Annotated in this window: 15 protein-coding genes; 3 read left to right on the plus strand and 12 right to left on the minus strand. The window is 71.7% G+C overall.

What is annotated here, in order from left to right; all coding sequences use genetic code 11:
- The first annotated feature begins 828 nt into the window (after positions 1 to 828).
- Complete coding sequence (locus ACIOKD_RS29510; protein ID WP_402090019.1) at positions 829 to 1,023, plus strand: hypothetical protein; 195 nt, start codon at positions 829 to 831, stop codon at positions 1,021 to 1,023.
- Here ACIOKD_RS29510 and ACIOKD_RS29515 read toward each other — a convergent pair.
- The 7 genes from ACIOKD_RS29515 to ACIOKD_RS29545 form a co-directional block, all read right to left on the minus strand.
- A complete protein-coding gene (locus ACIOKD_RS29515) occupies positions 1,020 to 1,568 on the minus strand; it encodes a hypothetical protein (protein ID WP_402090021.1) in 549 nt (182 codons plus the stop codon). The genes ACIOKD_RS29510 and ACIOKD_RS29515 overlap by 4 nt on opposite strands.
- 131 nt (positions 1,569 to 1,699) lie before the next feature.
- Positions 1,700 to 2,509, minus strand: coding sequence for a pyrroline-5-carboxylate reductase (gene proC, locus ACIOKD_RS29520; protein WP_402090023.1), 810 nt, complete (start codon positions 2,507 to 2,509; stop codon positions 1,700 to 1,702).
- 129 nt (positions 2,510 to 2,638) lie between these two features.
- Positions 2,639 to 3,433, minus strand: a complete 795-nt coding sequence (locus ACIOKD_RS29525; protein ID WP_402090025.1) for an ABC transporter permease — start codon at positions 3,431 to 3,433, stop codon at positions 2,639 to 2,641.
- On the minus strand, positions 3,430 to 4,287 hold the full coding sequence (locus tag ACIOKD_RS29530; RefSeq protein ID WP_402090027.1) for an ABC transporter ATP-binding protein: 858 nt from the start codon (positions 4,285 to 4,287) through the stop codon (positions 3,430 to 3,432). The genes ACIOKD_RS29525 and ACIOKD_RS29530 overlap by 4 nt, the downstream gene beginning before the upstream one ends.
- A gap of 32 nt (positions 4,288 to 4,319) precedes the next feature.
- Positions 4,320 to 5,114 carry a class I SAM-dependent methyltransferase gene (locus ACIOKD_RS29535; RefSeq protein ID WP_402090029.1) on the minus strand — a complete coding sequence of 265 codons (795 nt, stop codon included), beginning with the start codon at positions 5,112 to 5,114 and terminating at the stop codon, positions 4,320 to 4,322.
- A 286-nt stretch (positions 5,115 to 5,400) separates the two neighbouring features.
- Positions 5,401 to 5,841, minus strand: a complete 441-nt coding sequence (locus ACIOKD_RS29540; protein WP_402090031.1) for an EamA/RhaT family transporter — start codon at positions 5,839 to 5,841, stop codon at positions 5,401 to 5,403.
- A 59-nt stretch (positions 5,842 to 5,900) separates the two neighbouring features.
- A complete protein-coding gene (locus ACIOKD_RS29545) occupies positions 5,901 to 6,272 on the minus strand; it encodes an SH3 domain-containing protein (protein ID WP_402090033.1) in 372 nt (123 codons plus the stop codon).
- 167 nt (positions 6,273 to 6,439) lie between these two features.
- Between ACIOKD_RS29545 and ACIOKD_RS29550 the strand changes: the two genes are divergently transcribed.
- On the plus strand, positions 6,440 to 8,728 hold the full coding sequence (locus ACIOKD_RS29550) for a serine/threonine-protein kinase (RefSeq protein WP_402090035.1): 2,289 nt from the start codon (positions 6,440 to 6,442) through the stop codon (positions 8,726 to 8,728).
- A 116-nt stretch (positions 8,729 to 8,844) separates the two neighbouring features.
- On the opposite strand, the gene ilvD is transcribed toward ACIOKD_RS29550, so the two are convergent.
- The 4 genes from ilvD to ACIOKD_RS29570 all read right to left on the minus strand — a co-directional run bounded on the left by ilvD (position 8,845) and on the right by ACIOKD_RS29570 (position 13,868).
- Entirely contained in the window at positions 8,845 to 10,698 is a 1,854-nt protein-coding gene (gene ilvD, locus ACIOKD_RS29555) for a dihydroxy-acid dehydratase (protein WP_402090037.1), read from the minus strand.
- Positions 10,699 to 10,958: 260 nt separating this feature from the next.
- Positions 10,959 to 11,573: a TetR family transcriptional regulator gene (locus tag ACIOKD_RS29560; protein ID WP_402090039.1), complete on the minus strand. Its 615-nt coding sequence runs from the start codon at positions 11,571 to 11,573 to the stop codon at positions 10,959 to 10,961.
- Positions 11,570 to 12,394: a sugar phosphate isomerase/epimerase family protein gene (locus ACIOKD_RS29565; protein WP_402090041.1), complete on the minus strand. Its 825-nt coding sequence runs from the start codon at positions 12,392 to 12,394 to the stop codon at positions 11,570 to 11,572. The genes ACIOKD_RS29560 and ACIOKD_RS29565 overlap by 4 nt, the downstream gene beginning before the upstream one ends.
- A gap of 541 nt (positions 12,395 to 12,935) precedes the next feature.
- On the minus strand, positions 12,936 to 13,868 hold the full coding sequence (locus ACIOKD_RS29570) for a Ppx/GppA family phosphatase (protein ID WP_402090043.1): 933 nt from the start codon (positions 13,866 to 13,868) through the stop codon (positions 12,936 to 12,938).
- A gap of 71 nt (positions 13,869 to 13,939) precedes the next feature.
- On the opposite strand from ACIOKD_RS29570, the gene ACIOKD_RS29575 reads away from it, so the two are divergent.
- Positions 13,940 to 14,833, plus strand: a complete 894-nt coding sequence (locus ACIOKD_RS29575; RefSeq protein ID WP_402090045.1) for a hypothetical protein — start codon at positions 13,940 to 13,942, stop codon at positions 14,831 to 14,833.
- Between the two features lie 87 nt (positions 14,834 to 14,920).
- On the opposite strand, the gene ACIOKD_RS29580 is transcribed toward ACIOKD_RS29575, so the two are convergent.
- On the minus strand, positions 14,921 to 17,056 hold the full coding sequence (locus tag ACIOKD_RS29580) for a hypothetical protein (RefSeq protein ID WP_402090047.1): 2,136 nt from the start codon (positions 17,054 to 17,056) through the stop codon (positions 14,921 to 14,923).
- Between the last annotated feature and the right edge of the window lie 53 nt (positions 17,057 to 17,109).

The raw sequence follows: 17,109 nt of genomic DNA on the forward strand, positions 1-17,109 counted from the left end.
TCCGGTTCCGATTTCCTCGGTGCTTTCCAGGTTTTCGCTTTCGCGTTTCCCTTTCCGGCGAGTCCGACTCTACCAGACCCTTTCAGGCCCGATTCTCAGTCGAAGTGGGGGTTGCCTTCCCGGCTGTTGGGCCGTTCCGACGAGTGAGACTTTAGCGGAATCCCGGCCCCCGAGCTAATCGGGGTCGCGCCCCCTCGAACGTGGATTCCTCATTTCGCAAACACGCGTCAAAACGAGCCGACGACGGATCGTCGATCGCTGTGTGCTTGTTGCGGAATGGTTGTCCGGGGACCAACCGGAGTCGGCGCTCACGTCGGACAACTCGGAGAACACTACGTAGCGGGCAGGGGTGTGTCAACTCGGGTACGGGGACCACCCCTGAGGCGTACTCTCGGTGTCATCACTACGCATGCGTGCACCCAGCTGTGGTGGGCCGCCTGACGGCGGCCGTACATACGCGTGTACTCAACGGCCGCCTCCTCGGCGGCCGTTTCCGTATCTCCTTCCTGGAGCGCCGGCCGGCGGTGGTGGCGGCCTCGACCAGCACGAGGCCGACGCGCTGTTCTGTGTCGTCGACCTGCACGCGCTGACCGTGGAGCACGATCCCGGGGGGCTTGGCTCTTGCGCGAGTTCTTTTCGATCCATCCGCAGGCACTGCACCGCAGAGAGGTGTAGGGGGCCGGAACGTCCTCGACCCGGCCAGGCGCCTTATGCTCCGTGCGCTGCCTGAGCAGGCTCCAGCCCTGGGCGAGGATGGCCCGGTTGAGCCTGGTTTTCTGCTTCACGCGTTTGCCGGGCTGCTCGATCGTCCCCTTCGCGGAGGCGGTCATGTTCTTGATGTTCAGCTTCTCGAACCGCACCAGGTCGCAGGTACGGGCGAGCATGGTGCTGGTCTTCTCGCACCAGTCCTTGCGCCGGTCAGCTTCCCGCGCCTTGAGCCTGGCCACCTGGGGGCAGTTCAGTTTCCGCCCGGCCGACAGGGCGGCGGTGATCTTCGCGCCCCGCTCGATGCCGATGACCTAACCGGTACCGGGTGCGGCGATCGGTTCGGGGACGACCGCGAACGCGATGTTCCACTGCCCGTTGCGGAAGGTGACCCGGAACGTCCTCGCGGCAGGGAGCCGCAGACGGGTGAGGCGAAAGCGGACCCATCCGCAGCCGGGTACCTTGACCTGAGCCCACCGGCGGCTGAGCTTCCGCACCACCACGGACCGGCCCATGACCTGCTTGCCCTTGGCGTTCAGCCTCGGCGCCCCGTCCGCCCCGAACTCCGGTACGCGGTCGGTACCGATAACCCGGAAGCCCTCATGCCGGAACTTCTTACGCCAGGTCGGCTCACCGAAGCCGGAGGTGAAGCGGGCGTTGCTGGCCTTGGCGAAGTCCTTCAGGGCCTGCTGCTGCACATCCGCGTTTCCGGCACCGAGCCACTCGTCCTCACGTCGGGCCTCGGTCAGCTGGCGGCACTGCTCAGCGAAGCCGGGCGCGATCCTGCGGCCCGGTTTCCAGTGTGAGTGCTGTTCGACGGCGAGGTTCCACACATACCGAACGTGCGCGCAGTGCTCACGCATGACCGCCTCCTGGGCGGTCGTCGGATACCCACGAAACCGGGGCAAACGCGGGAGCGGGCGTTCACCCCGACCCTGAAGAACCGGTCACACTGCCCGGAAGCTAAGGAGGATGAACACGCGCAGCTGTCGTACTAGCTGTTGCCGGAGGCCAGTGCGCGGCTGCGGTCGCGGGCTGCTTCGAGGGCCGCGATGAGGGCGGCCCGTACACCGTGGTTCTCCAGTTCGCGGATGGCGTTGATCGTGGTGCCCGCGGGAGACGTGACGTTCTCGCGGAGCTTCACGGGGTGCTCGCCGCTGTCGCGGAGCATCACGGCGGCGCCGATCGCGGACTGGACGATGAGGTCGTGTGCCTTGTCGCGGGGCAGGCCGAGCAGGATGCCCGCGTCGGTCATGGCCTCGACCAGGTAGAAGAAGTACGCCGGACCGGAGCCGGAGAGGGCGGTGCAGGCGTCCTGCTGGGACTCGGGCACGCGGAGCGTCTTGCCGACGGCGCCGAAGATCTCTTCGGCGTGGGCGAGGTGCTCGGCGGTGGCGTGGCTGCCGGCGGAGATGACGGACATGGCCTCGTCCACGAGGGCGGGGGTGTTCGTCATGACCCGGACGACCGGGGTGTTCTGAACGAGGCGCTCCTCGAAGAAGGCGGTGGGGATGCCCGCGGCGCCGCTGATGACCAGGCGGTCGGCGGGGACGTGCGCGGCGAGTTCGTCGAGGAGAGTCCCCATGTCCTGGGGCTTGACCGTGAGGATCAGCGTGTCCGCCGTCTTGGCGGCCTCCTGGTTGGTGACAGCGGTGACGCCGTGGCGCTCCTGCAGTTCCCTGGCGCGCTCCGGGCGGCGGGCGGTGACCAGGAGGTCGGTGGGCGCCCAGCCCGCTCGGATCATTCCGCTCAGCAGGGCCTCGCCGATCTTGCCGGTGCCGAGCACTGCGACTTTCTGGGTCATGTTCGGTTGCCCTCCGGGGGTGCGTCGTCCGGGGCCCATCCTCGCACCGGGGCACGGGGCCGGCCCGCGCTGTCCGCTGGGCGGGACGCGGTCGGGACGCGGTCGGGCCCGGGGTCGGGGTGTCCGGGGTCAGGGGGTGCGGCGGCGGAGGGTCGCCGCGCCGAGGGTCAGTACGAGGAGGGCGCAGGCCGCGACGATCAGGGCGTCGCGGACGAACGCGGTGGTGACGTCGGCGTGCTTCAGGACTTCGTTCATGCCGTCGACGGCGTACGACATGGGGAGGACGTCGGAGATGCCTTCGAGTACGGGGTGCATGTCGGAGCGCGGGGTGAACAGGCCGCAGAGGAGGAGCTGGGGAAAGATCACGGCCGGCATGAACTGGACGGCCTGGAACTCGGAGGACGCGAACGCCGAGACGAAGAGGCCGAGGGCGGTGCCGAGCAGGGCGTCGAGGAGGGCGACGAGGAGGAGCAGCCAGGCCGAGCCGGTGACGTCGAGGCCGAGGGCCCAGACGGCGAGACCGGTGGCGAGGAGGGACTGGACGACGGCGACCGCCCCGAAGGCGAGGGCGTAGCCGGCGATGAGGTCGCCCTTGCCGAGGGGCATGGCGAGGAGGCGTTCCAGGGTGCCTGAGGTGCGTTCGCGGAGGGTGGCGATGGAGGTCACCAGGAACATCGTGATGAGGGGGAAGATGCCGAGCAGCGAGGCGCCGATGGAGTCGAAGGTGCGCGGGCTGCCGTCGAAGACGTAGCGGAGCAGCAGAAGCATCAGGCACGGGATGAGGAGCATCAGCGCGATCGTGCGCGGGTCGTGGCGGAGTTGGCGCAGGACCCGGGTCGCGGTGGCGGTGGTGCGGGCGAGGTTGATCGCGCGCGGCTGGGGAGGCGTGGGCGAGCTGGTGCGTGGGGCGGTGGTCGTGTTCATCGGGCGGGCTCCTCGCGGGACTGGCTGGGCTGGTTGCCGGCGGCGGCTGCGATCGCCTCGTCGACCAGGTGGAGGAAGGCCGCCTCGACGGTGTCGGTGCCGGTCCGGGTGCGCAGGGCGTCCGGGGTGTCTCCCCCGGCCTCCGCACGGGAGGCGCCCCCGGCGAGGATCTCGCCCTCGCGCATCAGGAGCAGGTGGTGGCAGCGCTCGGCCTCGTCCATGACGTGGGAGGAGACGAGGAGGGTGGCGCCCCGGTCGGCGATGGTGTGGAAGAGCTGCCACAGGTCGCGGCGGAGTACGGGGTCGAGGCCGACCGTGGGTTCGTCGAGGACGAGGAGCTCCGGGGTGCCGAGGAGGGCCACGGCGAGGGAGACGCGGCTGCGCTGGCCGCCGGAGAGGTTGCCCGCGAGGGCGTCGGCGTGGGAGGCGAGGTCCACGTCGGCGATGGCGTGCTCGACGTTCTCGTGGCGGCGGTCGGCGGCGGCGCGGCCGGGGTCGAGGATCGCGGCGAAGTAGTCCAGGTTCTGGCGGACGGTCAGGTCGTCGTAGACGGAGGGGGCTTGGGTGACGTAACCGATCCGGGAGCGGAGGGCTGCGTGGCCCGCGGGGAGGCCGAGGACGTCCAGGGTGCCGGCGACCTTGGCCTGGGTGCCTGCGATCGACCTCATCAGGGTGGACTTGCCGCATCCGGAGGGGCCGAGCAGACCGGTGATCCGGCCGCGGGGGATGTCGAAGTCCAGTCCGCGCAGGACCTTGCGGGGGCCTCGGGCGACGGTGAGGTCGGCGGCGTGGACCGCCGGGTGGTCGGGGGGTGGTGGCGCGGGGGCAGGGGCGCCGGACGCGTTATTCATCATGTGATGAATAATGCGCCTGGGTGCGGACCTCGTCAAGCGGCCCGGATGACGATCAGGACGACCTCGTAGCTCTCCTCCACCTGGCCGTCGGGAAATGCCTGCAGGAGGTGTGCGCGCTCCTCGGCGAAGAAGGCGGCCGTCGCTTCTTCTCCCAGGACCAGGAAGACCGAGTAACTGCTGATGTTGGCCAGGTGGGTGTCCAGGGGGACGGTTCGGCTCCAGCGGATCTCATGGCGGGTGCAGACGGGCAGGTACGGAGCGTGGGCGAAGACGTCCTCCTTACGGGCCCGGCGGCCTGAGCCGCGCTTCTCGGCGACGTCACCGCCGATGAACCGCTCCACGCGCCGGTTCTGCTCCACCTGCCAGGGGACGTCGAGGGCGGGGTTGTTCCACCAGAGGGTCAGGGCGCCGGAGGGGCGCAGTACGCGCATGGCTTCGGGGAGGGAGCGGGACGGGTCCGTCCAGTGCCAGGACTGGGCATAGGTGAGGAAGTCGACGGAGGCGGTGGCGAGGGGCAGGGCGTCGCCGTCGCCCCGGACGACGGGGGTGCCAGGGAGGGAGCGGCGGAACTGGGACGCCATCCCGTCGCCGGGTTCCACCGCGACCACCTCGGCGCCGCGGGCGAGGAGGAGTGCGGTGGCTATGCCCGTACCGGCGCCCACGTCCGCGACGCGGGCGCCCCTGAGCGGGCGGGCGGCCGCTTGCTCGATCGCGTCGAAGAGGGCCGGGGGGTAGGTGGGGCGGCTTGCCGCGTACTGGGCTGCGGCGGTGTTGAAGGAGAGGGCGTAGTTGGGGTGGGAGGGGGATTTAGGGGTCTTGGGGGTCATGGGTACATCGTGGCTGGGCGCGCCGTTCCTTGCGCCCTTTTGCGGGCGGGGCTGCGTCCCAGCCCCGTCGTCGCGTGCGGGCGGGCCCGGTGGGGGCCGTTCGCGCAGTTCCCCGCGCCCCCAAAAGAAGCGGGGCTGCGCCCGAGCCCGTTGTCGGGTGCGGGTCCGGCCGGGGTCGTTCGCGCCGTTACCCGCGCGCCCTTGCGGGCGGGGCGCAGCGCCGTTCTTCAGGGGCGCGGGGAACTGCGCGGGCAACCCCCACCGGGGCCCCAGATGAATGCGGGCCCTAGTTGCGCTTGCGGCGGGGCGCCGCCTCGTACTCGGCGCGGTGGAGGCTTTCGCCCGGGGCCTCCGTCAGTGAGCGGAGGAAGTACGCGGTGAGGGTGCCGACGAAGCCGATGGCCAGCAGACCCCGCAGCGCGGACTGGCTGTCCGGGGCCGGACGTCTCGTATAGCCCGCCCAGGTGTGGCGGAACGCCACCGCGCTGCAGACGGCGAACATGACCGCGACCAGGGCGGTGACGAAGCCGCCCACGGCCGCGATCTCCAGTCCCTCGTACGCGAAGCGCAGGACCAGGCAGCCGGCCGCGATCGCGACGAGCGAGCCGACGGTCACGGCCGCGCGGCGGGCCGCGTAGCCGCCGTCGTGATCCACCCAGGTCACCGCGAAGAAGCGGATCGGTTCGGGGCGGGGGCCCGCGGAGATGGTGTGTGGTTTGTCGCTCACGGCTTGATTATCGCCTCGGCCCACCGACCCGCGGGCCGAGGCGATACTTCGCACAGGCGTCAGGCGCAGCGCGATGCCACGTACCCGTCGCTTCCCGTGCGCACGTACGCGTCGGAGACGTACTCCCCGACCTCGATGTTGTCCCAGATCTTCGTCGTCCCGTAGGGACCGCTGATCGTCTCCCCCGGGCGCTGGCAGAAGATCGGGACCCTGGAGCCCGGCGCCAGCGTGCGGATCAGGCGGTACTGGGTGCCGGGGCCGCTGCGGACGTTCAGGGTGTAGCCGGGTGCGATCGAGTAGAGCGCCTGTGCCGCGACCGCCGCGGCTGCCTCGGCGCTCGCCGTCTCCACAGCCACTTCGGCCGTTTCAGCCGTTCCGGCCGTTCCGGCCGCTTCGACCGCTTCGGCTTCTCTTACTTCTTCAACAGCCATGTATGTCTCCCCGTTGGATGTGGTGCACGCGTTGTCTCGAATGTGGTGTCTCGAAACGCTGTCTTTGTTTTGTGCACGCGGAGGCTAGCAAGCCGCGTGGGTCTCGTACGAACCATCGACTAGGCTCCGTGCGTCGCGCGTGCGTACGCAATTCACGGGGGTGGACGATGCCGCCAAAACGCATCGCCGGATCGGATGCCGAAGCGGAACTACCCGAGTACGCAGGGCAGTACCGCCTTGAGTCACACCTCGGCTCGGGCGGCATGGGCGTGGTCCATCTGGCCCGCTCGGCGTCGGGGCTGCGGCTCGCGGTGAAGGTCATCAACGTCGAGTTCGCCAGGGACCCCGAGTTCAGAGGGCGTTTCAAGCAGGAGGTGGCGGCCGCACGGCGGGTCAGCGGTGCGTTCACCGCGCCGGTCGTGGACGCCGACCCCGAGGCGGACCGGCCCTGGATGGCCACCCTGTTCATACCGGGACCCACGCTCGCGGAGCATGTGAAGCGGAACGGTTCGTTGTCGTCCGCGCAGTTGCGTCAGGTGATGGCCGGGCTCGCCGAGGCGTTGCGCGACATCCATCGTGCCGGTGTGGTGCACCGCGACCTCAAGCCGAGCAACGTCCTCCTCGCCGAGGACGGCCCCAAGGTCATCGACTTCGGTATCTCGCGGCCGTCGGACAGCGAACTGCGCACGGAGACCGGCAAGTTGATCGGCACTCCGCCCTTCATGGCCCCCGAGCAGTTCCGCCGCCCGCGCGAGGTGGGACCGGCCGCCGACATCTTCGCGCTCGGGTCCGTGCTGGTGCACGCCGCGACCGGGCGCGGGCCCTTCGACTCCGACAGCCCCTATGTCGTGGCCTACCAGGTCGTGCATGACGAACCTGATCTGACGGACGTCCCCGGCGACCTGGCTCCGCTGATCGCCCGTTGCCTCGCCAAGGAACCCGACGAACGGCCGACACCCGACGAGCTCATGGCCGAACTGCGGCATGTCTCGTCCCTCTACGACACGCAGGCGTTCATCCCGGCGCAGCGCACGGCGGAGGCGGGGACGGCATCGGCGGAGGCATTGGGGGAAGCATCGGGGGCATCGGCCGCGGGGTCGGCGGAAGCCGTGGCTGGCTCCCGCGACCGTACGACCCACGTGCGCGGCAAGCGGCGGATGCCGGCGGGGTCCGACGACGGCGGAAGCCGCCGGGCCGGCGGCGGCGATGCCGGGTCCCACGACCCGGATTCGGGTACAGGTGCGGGTTCGTCCTCGGTACGTTCCCGGCACCGGGGCGTTCTCGCCGTCGCGCTCGGTGGCGTGGTCGCGCTCGCGGTCGGCGGTGCGCTGCTGGCCGGCCTGCCGGGCGACGACGGTTCCGGAGGGCGGCCGGGCTCCGCATCGGGTGGCGCACGTGAGTCCGCCGGTGCGGCGTTCCGGCCGTGGGCCACGAAAGTGGGCACGGGCCGGGAGGGCATGGCCAAGTGCACGTACGGCGGTGGGGCCCTGCTCTGTGCCGGTCCCGGTGTGCTCGCCGGCGCCCTCGGCCCGCGGGACGGAAAGGCGCGGTGGACTCGCTCGGTGAAGACCGGGGAGGACGGTTCGGTCTCCGCGCCCGTCCTGTCCGGGGGCCTCGTGCACGCGGTCACCGCGGCCGGCGGGCAGTTGGTCGCGCTCGACCCCGACACGGGCAGGACTAGCTGGAAGCTGAACACCTCGGTGTACGGGGGTGGTGCGCAGTACGCGGGCGACACCGTTCTGCTGACCGCGGGCGACGGCACGGTCACCGGCATCGACGGGAAGACCGGGGAGCGGCTCTGGCACGGCCGCCCGGCCGGCGGGGCCCAGCCCGCCTTCGCGTACTTCGGCGGCGAACTCGCGTACGCGACGACGCTGACGTCCGACGGTACGGGCACGCAGGTGATCGCGGTGGATCCACGGACCGGGGACGTGCGCTGGCGCCACCGCCTCGACGGGCTGCTCACTCCGGTCGGCACGCGGAAGGGCACTCTCTGGCTCACCGCCGAGAACGCGACCCAGGAGACGCGGAGCATCGTCGGCTACACGCCGGGCAGCGAATCGGAAGAACGGATTCCGCTCGACCTCCCGCTTCCGTCCGCCACGGCCGCTCTGCACGGCGACGCGGTCTATCTACTGGCCGCGGGAGGTGCGCTGGTGGCCGTCGACATCGAGGCCGGCACACAGCGCTGGCGTCGTGAGACCTCGGTCAGCAGGGCCTCGGCGCCGACCGCCGACGACCGGAACGTGTACGTCAGCGCCCCTGACGGCCGGCTGCTCGCGGCCGACGTCCGCACCGGCAGGCTCGTGGGCCAGACTCCTACGCGGCTCGGCGACGACGGCGAACGGGTCGTGGCCGAGGTGCTCGCACCCATGGTCGTGGGCGACCGGGTCTACGCGAGCGCGCCCGACGGCAGCGTCTTCGCCGTGGACGCCCGCAGGCCCGCCGACTGGTGAGCCTGAGCCACAAGGACGGCGGGCCGGTCCGGTGAACAGCGAACCCGCCCGGTGGTGAGGACCGGGCGGGTTCGGGTGCGCTGGGAGAACTGGGGAGTGCGTCGGGCCAGGTCGGGCTAGCCGAGCAGGGAGACGTCCCGGACGGCTCCCCTGTCCGCGCTGGTCGCCATCGCGGCGTACGCGCGCAGGGCGGCCGAGACCTTGCGCTCGCGGGCGACCGGGGCGTACACGCCTTTGAGTGCCTCGCGGCGCTCGGCCAGTTCCTCGTCGCCGACCAGGAGATCGATGCTGCGGTTCGGGATGTCGATGCGGATGCGGTCGCCGTCCCTGACGAGGGCGATCGTGCCGCCGGACGCCGCCTCGGGCGACGCGTGGCCGATGGACAGGCCCGAGGTGCCGCCGGAGAAGCGGCCGTCGGTGACCAGGGCGCAGGTCTTGCCGAGGCCGCGGCCCTTCAGGAACGACGTCGGGTAGAGCATCTCCTGCATGCCGGGGCCGCCCTTGGGGCCCTCGTAGCGGATGACGACGACGTCGCCGTGCGTGACCTGTTTCTTGAGGATCTTGTCGACGGCCTCCTCCTGCGACTCGCAGACGACCGCCGGGCCCTCGAAGGTCCAGATCGACTCGTCCACGCCGGCGGTCTTCACGACACAGCCGTCGACGGCGAGGTTGCCCTTCAGGACCGCGAGGCCGCCGTCCTTGGAGTACGCGTGCTCCGCCGAGTGGATGCAGCCGCCCTCCGCGTCCTCGTCGAGGGCCGCCCAGCGCTCGGACTGGGAGAATGCCGTGGAGGAGCGGACACCGCCGGGCGCCGCGTACCACAGCTCCACGGCCTTCGGGGAGGGGGAGCCGCCGCGGACGTCCCAGGTCTTCAGCCAGTCGGCGAGGGACGGGCTGTGCACCGAGTGCACGTCCTCGTTCAGGAGGCCCGCGCGGTGGAGTTCGCCGAGCAGGGCGGGGATGCCGCCGGCCCGGTGCACGTCCTCCATGTAGTACGTCCGGCCGTTCGCCACGTTCGGGGCGACCTTGGCGAGGCACGGCACGCGGCGCGAGACCGCGTTGATCTCGTCCAGGCCGAACGGGACGCCCGCCTCCTCGGCGGCGGCCAGCAGGTGCAGGATCGTGTTGGTCGAGCCGCCCATGGCGATGTCGAGGGCCATGGCGTTCTCGAAGGCCGCGAGCGTGGCGACGTTGCGCGGCAGGACCGACTCGTCGTCCTGCTCGTAGTAGCGGCGGGTGACGTCCATCACCGTGCGGGCCGCGTCCTCGTACAGGCCCTTGCGGGCCGTGTGCGTGGCGAGGACCGAGCCGTTGCCGGGGAGGGAGAGGCCGATGGCCTCGGTCAGGCAGTTCATGGAGTTGGCCGTGAACATGCCGGAACACGAACCGCAGGTCGGACAGGCGTTCTCCTCGATACGGAGGATGTCCTCGTCCGAGATCTTGTCGTTCACGGCGTCGGAGATCGCGTCGACCAGGTCGAGCGTACGGACCGAGCCGTCGACCAGCGTGGCGCGGCCGGACTCCATGGGGCCGCCGGAGACGAAGACCGTCGGGATGTTCAGGCGCAGGGCGGCCATGAGCATGCCGGGCGTGATCTTGTCGCAGTTCGAGATGCAGATCAGGGCGTCGGCGCAGTGGGCCTCCACCATGTACTCCACGCTGTCCGCGATCAGGTCGCGGGAGGGGAGGCTGTAGAGCATGCCTCCGTGGCCCATCGCGATGCCGTCGTCGACGGCGATCGTGTTGAACTCGCGCGGGATGCCGCCCGCGGCCGTGATGGCCTCGCTCACGATCCGGCCGACCGGCTGGAGGTGGGTGTGGCCGGGCACGAACTCCGTGAAGGAGTTGGCGACCGCGATGATCGGCTTGCGGCCGATGTCCGCGCCCGGTACACCGGAGGCGCGCATAAGGGCGCGGGCGCCCGCCATGTTGCGTCCGTGGGTGACTGTGCGGGACCTCAGCTCGGGCATGGCCGCTCGCTCCTTCGGAGAGTGTTGACTGCTGTCGAGCGTACGCCGGGCATCCACCGTTCGGACATGGTGTCCGGTATGCGGGATTGCTGTCTCGGGTTTCGGCTCTCGACTGCGGGGCGCTGGGCGCGCACTGCGGTTCGGGGGCGGGGCGCTGGGCGTGGAGGTTTCGGGTGCGGGTCGCACGTGGCTGGTCGCGCAGTTCCCCGCGCCCCTGACGGGCGCCCCTGCTGGGCGCCCGTCGAAGAGGCGCGCCGCGCTCACGGGGCTGTCAGGTGGGACTGGATCGCCGGGGAGACCCGCTTGATGATCTGTTCCGGGTCCGCGGAGGCCAGGGGTTCCACCTTGATCACGTAACGCAGCATCGCGATTCCCACGAGTTGCGCGGCGGCCAGTTCCGCGCGCAGTTCGGCGTCCGGGAGGTCCAGCTGGAGGGCGACGCGGCGCAGCAGCTGGGTGGAGATCAGACGGCGGAAGACCCCTGCCGCGGTCTCGTTGTTCACGGCGGAGCGGACGATCGCGAGCAGGGCCTTGCGGGTGGCCGGGTTCTCCCAGACGCCGAAGAAGAAGCGGGCCAGCCGCTCGCCCACGCCGTCGAGGGGGCCTTCGCCGATCGAGCCGGGAGCGCTCAGGAGGGGTCCGATGGCGACCTCGATGGACGCCTCGAAAACCTGCTCCTTCGTACCGAAGTAGTGGTGTACGAGCGCCGAGTCCACGTCCGCCGCCTTCGCGATGGCGCGCATGGAGGTCTTCTCGAAGCCCCGTTCCGCGAACTCCTCGCGGGCCGCGGCCAGGATGCGGTCGCGGGCCGCGGGGACGTCCTGCGAGTCCGTACGGGAGGGGCGTCCACGCCGGCGCGGTGCCGCGGCGGTCATGAACGCGGGACCCGGACCGCCGAGGCCAGGTGGAGGCGGGTGAAGGCGAGGGCTTCCGCCAGGTCGGCCTCGCGCTCGGCGCTCGACATGGCCCGGCGGGTGTTGACCTCGATGACGACATGGCCGTCGTAGCCGGACAGGGCGAGCCGTTCGAGCAGCTCGGCGCAGGGCTGGGTGCCGCGGCCCGGGACCAGATGCTCGTCCTTGATGGAGCCGCTGCCGTCGGCGAGGTGGACGTGGCCGAGGCGGTCGCTCATGCGGTCGATCATCTGGAGCGCGTCCGTGCGGGCCGTCGCGGTGTGGCTCAGATCGATCGTGAAGTGCCGGTAGTCGTCCTTCGTCACGTCCCAGTCGGGTGCGTACGCGAGCATCTCGCGATCGCGGTAGCGCCAGGGGTACATGTTCTCGACGGCGAATCGTACGTCCGTCTCGTTGGCCATCTGCCAGATTCCGGTGACGAAGTCGCGGGAGTACTGGCGCTGCCAGCGGAACGGGGGATGTACGACGACCGTGCTCGCCCCGAGCTTCTCGGCTGCCGCCCGGGCGCGCTGGAGTTTGATCCACGGGTCGGTGGACCAGACTCGCTGGGTGATGAGCAGGCAGGGGGCGTGTACGGCGAGGATCGGGATGCGGTGGTAGTCGCTGAGGCGGCGCAGGGCTTCGATGTCCTGGCTGACCGGGTCCGTCCACACCATGACCTCGACGCCGTCGTAGCCGAGGCGTGCGGCGATCTCGAAGGCCGTCGCTGTCGACTCCGGATAGACGGAGGCCGTGGACAGGGCGACCTTCGCATCCGGGATGCGCACGACTGGTTCTGCCACGGGGACAGGTTACGGGGTGGGTTCGTCGGGTGTCGGGGGGCGGGGTCGTTTGGCCGGGGGCTGCCTGTGCGGGGTGGGGGTGTGCTGGGTGGCGTGGGCGGAGTCGTGACCGGTCGGATGGGGGCTTGCCGCGCCGTTCCCCGCGCCCCTTGCGGAGTGGGGGCCGGCCTCGTATGACAGGTGACCGGCCGTGAGGGTTGCCCGCGCCGTTCCCCGCGCCCCTTACGGGGTGGAGGCCGGCCTCGTATGACAGGTGACCGGCCGTGAGGGTCGCCCGCGCCGCTCCCCGCGCCCCTTACGGGGTGGGGGCCGTCCTCGTATGACAGGTGACCGGCCGTGAGGGTTGCCCGCGCCGTTCCCCGCGCCCCTTACGGGGTGGGGGCCGGCCTCGTATGACAGGTGACCGACCGTGAGGGTTGCCCGCGCCGTTCCCCGCGCCCCTTACGGGGTGGGGGCCGGCCTCGTATGACAGGTGACCGGCCGTGAGGGTTGCCCGCGCCGTTCCCCGCGCCCCTTGCGGGGTGGGGTGGAGCGGGGTGTGTCATGTGCGGGGCATTTGGTCCAGGGAGCGGAGGATTACGCCCTCTCGGAGTGCCCAGGGGCAGATGTCCACTGTTTCCACTCCGAAGAGGTCCATCGCACCCTCGGCCACTATCGCGCCGGCGAGGAGCTGGCCGGCGCGGCCCTCGGAGACTCCGGGGAGTTCCGCGCGTTCGGCGGTCGTCATGGAGGCCAGGCGCGGGACCCAGTCCTCCAGGGACCGGCGCTTGAGCTCGCGCTGGACGTACAGGCCGTCGACCGAGCGGGCGGCGCCGGCGAGCCGGGCGAGCTGCTTGAAGGTCTTGGAGGTGGCGACCACGTGGTCGGGGGCGCCGAACCGGCTGAACTCCCCGACCGTACGGGCGATCTGGGCCCGCACATGGCGGCGCAGGGCCTTTATGTCCGCCGGGTCCGCCGGGTCGGTCGGCAGCCAGCCCGCGGTCAGCCGGCCCGCGCCCAGCGGCAGCGAGGCAGCCGCGTCGGGCTCCTCGTCCATCCCGTACGCGATCTCCAGCGAGCCGCCGCCGATGTCGAGGACGAGCAGTTTCCCGGCCGACCAGCCGAACCAGCGGCGGGCGGCGAGGAAGGTGAGCCGGGCCTCCTCCGCGCCGGTGAGGACCTGGAGCTCCACACCGGTCTCCTCGCGCACCCGGGCCAGCACCTCGTCGGCGTTGCTGGCCTCACGCACCGCGGAGGTCGCGAACGGCAGCAGATCCTCGACGCCCTTGTCCTCGGCGGCCTCCAGCGCCTCCTGGATGACGGCGACCAGTTTGTCGACGCCTTCGGAGTCGATCGCGCCGCTGCTGTCCAGAAGTTGGGCGAGCCGTAGCTCCGCCTTGTGTGAATGCGCGGGCAGCGGGCGCGCGCCGGGGTGTGCATCCACCACCAGCAGGTGCACTGTGTTCGAACCCACGTCCAGGACACCGAGTCTCATGTACGGCACGCTACTGCGCCCGGGCCGCTCGGCCGTCCCCAGAGTGGTCGTGAGCGACTTACTCTGGACGGGTGCCAAAGACGAAAAAGGCGAAGAGCGACAAATCGGCCACGGGTTCCTCCACAGCGTCCGCAGACGACTCGCTTCTGGTGAAGCCCGGAAAGCCTCCGAAGACCCCGAAGGCCCCGAAGACTCCGAAGGCCCCGAAGGGCGACGAGAAGGGGCTCGACTTCGCGCGTGCGTGGGTGGAGTTCCCCGATCCGGCCGACGACGAGCAGGTCTTCCGCTGCGATCTGACTTGGCTGACCTCTCGCTGGAACTGCATCTTCGGAAGTGGCTGCCAGGGGATCCAGGCGGGCCGCGCGGACGACGGATGCTGCACGCTGGGGGCCCACTTCTCGGACGAGGACGACGAGAAGCGCGTGGCCGGTCATGTGGCGAGGCTCACGCCGGAGATCTGGCAGCACCACGACGTGGGGACCGCGACCGGCTGGGTCGCGCAGGACGAGGACGGGGACCGGCAGACGCGCCCGTACCAGGGGTCCTGCATCTTCCAGAACCGTCCCGGTTTCGCCGGTGGCATGGGCTGTTCGCTGCACATCCTGGCTGTCAAGGAGGGCCGCGAGCCCCTGGAGACCAAGCCGGACGTCTGCTGGCAGCTGCCGGTGCGGCGGACGTACGAGTGGATCGACCGGCCCGACGACACGCGGGTGCTGCAGGTCTCGATCGGCGAGTACGACCGGCGCGGGTGGGGTCCGGGCGGGCACGACCTGCACTGGTGGTGCACGTCGGCGACGTCCGCCCACGGCGCGGGGGACGCGGTCTATGTCTCGTACCGCCCGGAACTGATCGAACTGATGGGCAAGTCGGGCTACGACCGCCTGGTGGAACTGTGCGAGCAACGCCTGTCCGCCCAGCTCCCCCTCCTGGCCCCCCACCCGGCGGACCCACCCCGCCTCGGATGAGCACCCGCGCCCCGAAAAGGGCGCGGGGAACCGCGCGACCGGCCACGACGGACTCGCAGCCGAAGTCCCACCCGCCCGCGGAAGCGCTCAACTCCCCGACGGGCTCGGCTCACCACTGCCACCAGCGGCGCCGCCAACAGGCCCACCGGTCGCCGGCGCGGAACCTTCGGAGGAACCCGGCGGAGGCTCCGGCTCCGGGTCCGACGGCTCCGGCCCACCGGGCGTCGGCCCAGGCCCGGGATCGGACGGCCCCGGCCCGGACGGCGTCGGCTCAGGACCGGGCCCCGGATCCGACGGCCCAGGCCCAGGCCCAGGCCCGGGACCTGGACCGGGCCCCGGTCCAGGGTCCGACGGCCCGGGCTCGCTCGGCGCGGACGGATCCGGCCGCGGCCCCGGCTGCGTGGGCCCCGCGGTCCCGTAACCGCCGATCGTGACCACCGCCCCCGCCGGCCCGACCGCCACCCGCGCGCTCCACGCCCCGATCGGCTCACGCAGATGATCGACGTACACCTTGATCGTCAGCGTCTCCCCCGGTTCCAGCGTCCCCGACGACTGGCTCAGGTAGAGCCAGGACGCCCCGGTCCGCGCCGACCAGCGGACCGCTGAACCGCCGGTCGCGGTGAGGGTGATCAGTGTCGTGTCACCGTGGGAACGCGCCGCGACGGAGAGCCCGCCCTGCTGCCCCGGGGCCACGCTGACGACTTCCACGGAGACATCGGACGAGCCGCTGCGCGGGGTGAAGCGGGAGCCGGACCGCGTCCTGGCGTTGCCCGCGTTCTCGTAGCCGGGTGCCTTGCCGCCGAGTTCCTCCGGGTCCTGCGCCTCGTTCGCGGTGACCGGCCGGCCGTCGGAGCCCTCGCCGATGAGGGGCGCCCCCCGGTAGGCCGCCCACAGGGCGAGCACGGGGGCCGCCACGACGGTGGCGACGACCGTGGTGGTGACGGCACGCGCGCGCAGCCGGTCACGACGGGCCGCGTGGTCCTTGGGGTCCATCGGAAAACCCCGCCGGTCGAAGCGCGGACCGCCGCCCCGCGCGCGCGGGAGACGCGTCATCGCCTTGTGGAGAGCCGCGCGCGGGGCTTCGAGTACGGGCAGCGCGGCGGGCGTGACGCTGGTGCCGGGCCAGGAGCCGGGGCCCGCGCGCTCGGCGGTCCGGCGGCAGCGCGGACAGTCGTCGACGTGCCGCACCAGTTCGCGGCGCAGGGCCGCGCCGAGGACGAGGTGGTTGTCGCCCGTGAGCCGGGTCACACCCGGGCAGGTACCGGTCTCGACGACGGCCAGGGCCGCGCGCGTGCGCTCGATCTCGCAGGCGCCCGCCGCGAGGAGCTCACGGGCGGCCACCGGGTCGGTGCCGAGGACGGCGGCGACCTCGTGCGCGGCGAGCTGGTGGCGCACGGCGAGTTCGAGCGCCTCACGCTGCTCGGGCGTCGTACCGGCGGCCTCCGGCCAGGCCAGCAGGGCGAGTTCGCGACGGCGGCGGTCCTTCTCGGCGTCGGCGAGGAGGCCGGCGCTCGGATCTCCGCCCCGCTCACCGACGCGTTCACCGCCCCGTTCACCGACGCGCTCGCCGACGCGGTCGCCGACGCCGTCACCGGGGCGGTCACCGATCCGCCCGCCGACACGCTCGCCGAGGCGGTCACCGGCCCGGCCGCCGGTGCGCCCCGGGCCCGCGGACGAGGTGCCGCGGGCGGCGGCATGGGCGCTCTCGGCTCGGGCCTCCGTATGAGGGCCGGCCGGGCCGCCCTCCGCGCGCGAGTTCGTCCGATCCGCCGCGTGCGGGCCGGAGGAACGGCCGTCCGAACCGGCGGTACCGCCCGCGGAACGGCCCTCCGAACCGGCCGTACGGCCCGCGGAACGACCCGCGGAACGACCCGCGGAACGACCCGACGCATGGGCGCCGTGACGCTTCTGCCTGGCCTCGGCGAGCTTGCGCAGACAGGACCAGCGGGCGAGCGCGTACAGCCAGGCCCTGCGGTCGTCGGGCGTCTCGCGGCCCCGATGGCCGCGGCGCTCGGCGAGTGCGAGGGCGTCCCCGAGGGCGGCGGTCGCCGTGTCGTGGTCGCACAGCACGGACAGGCAGTAGGTGAACAGGCCGTCCAGGTAAGGCTCGTAGCGGGTCGGCGGGCACTGCGCCACCGTGCGCGCCGCGGCCCGGTCGCGCGCCTCGCGGTGCGCCCGGTGTGCGCCGGTGGTGCGGGTCGAGGTCTCGGGACTGCTGCTCATCACCCGTGCGACCGTAGGTGCCTTGCGGTGGGCCCTTCTCCCTGCTTGAGCAC

Origin of the sequence: Streptomyces sp. NPDC087844 (assembly GCF_044742785.1) — a bacterium.
In the GTDB taxonomy this organism is placed as follows: domain Bacteria; phylum Actinomycetota; class Actinomycetes; order Streptomycetales; family Streptomycetaceae; genus Streptomyces.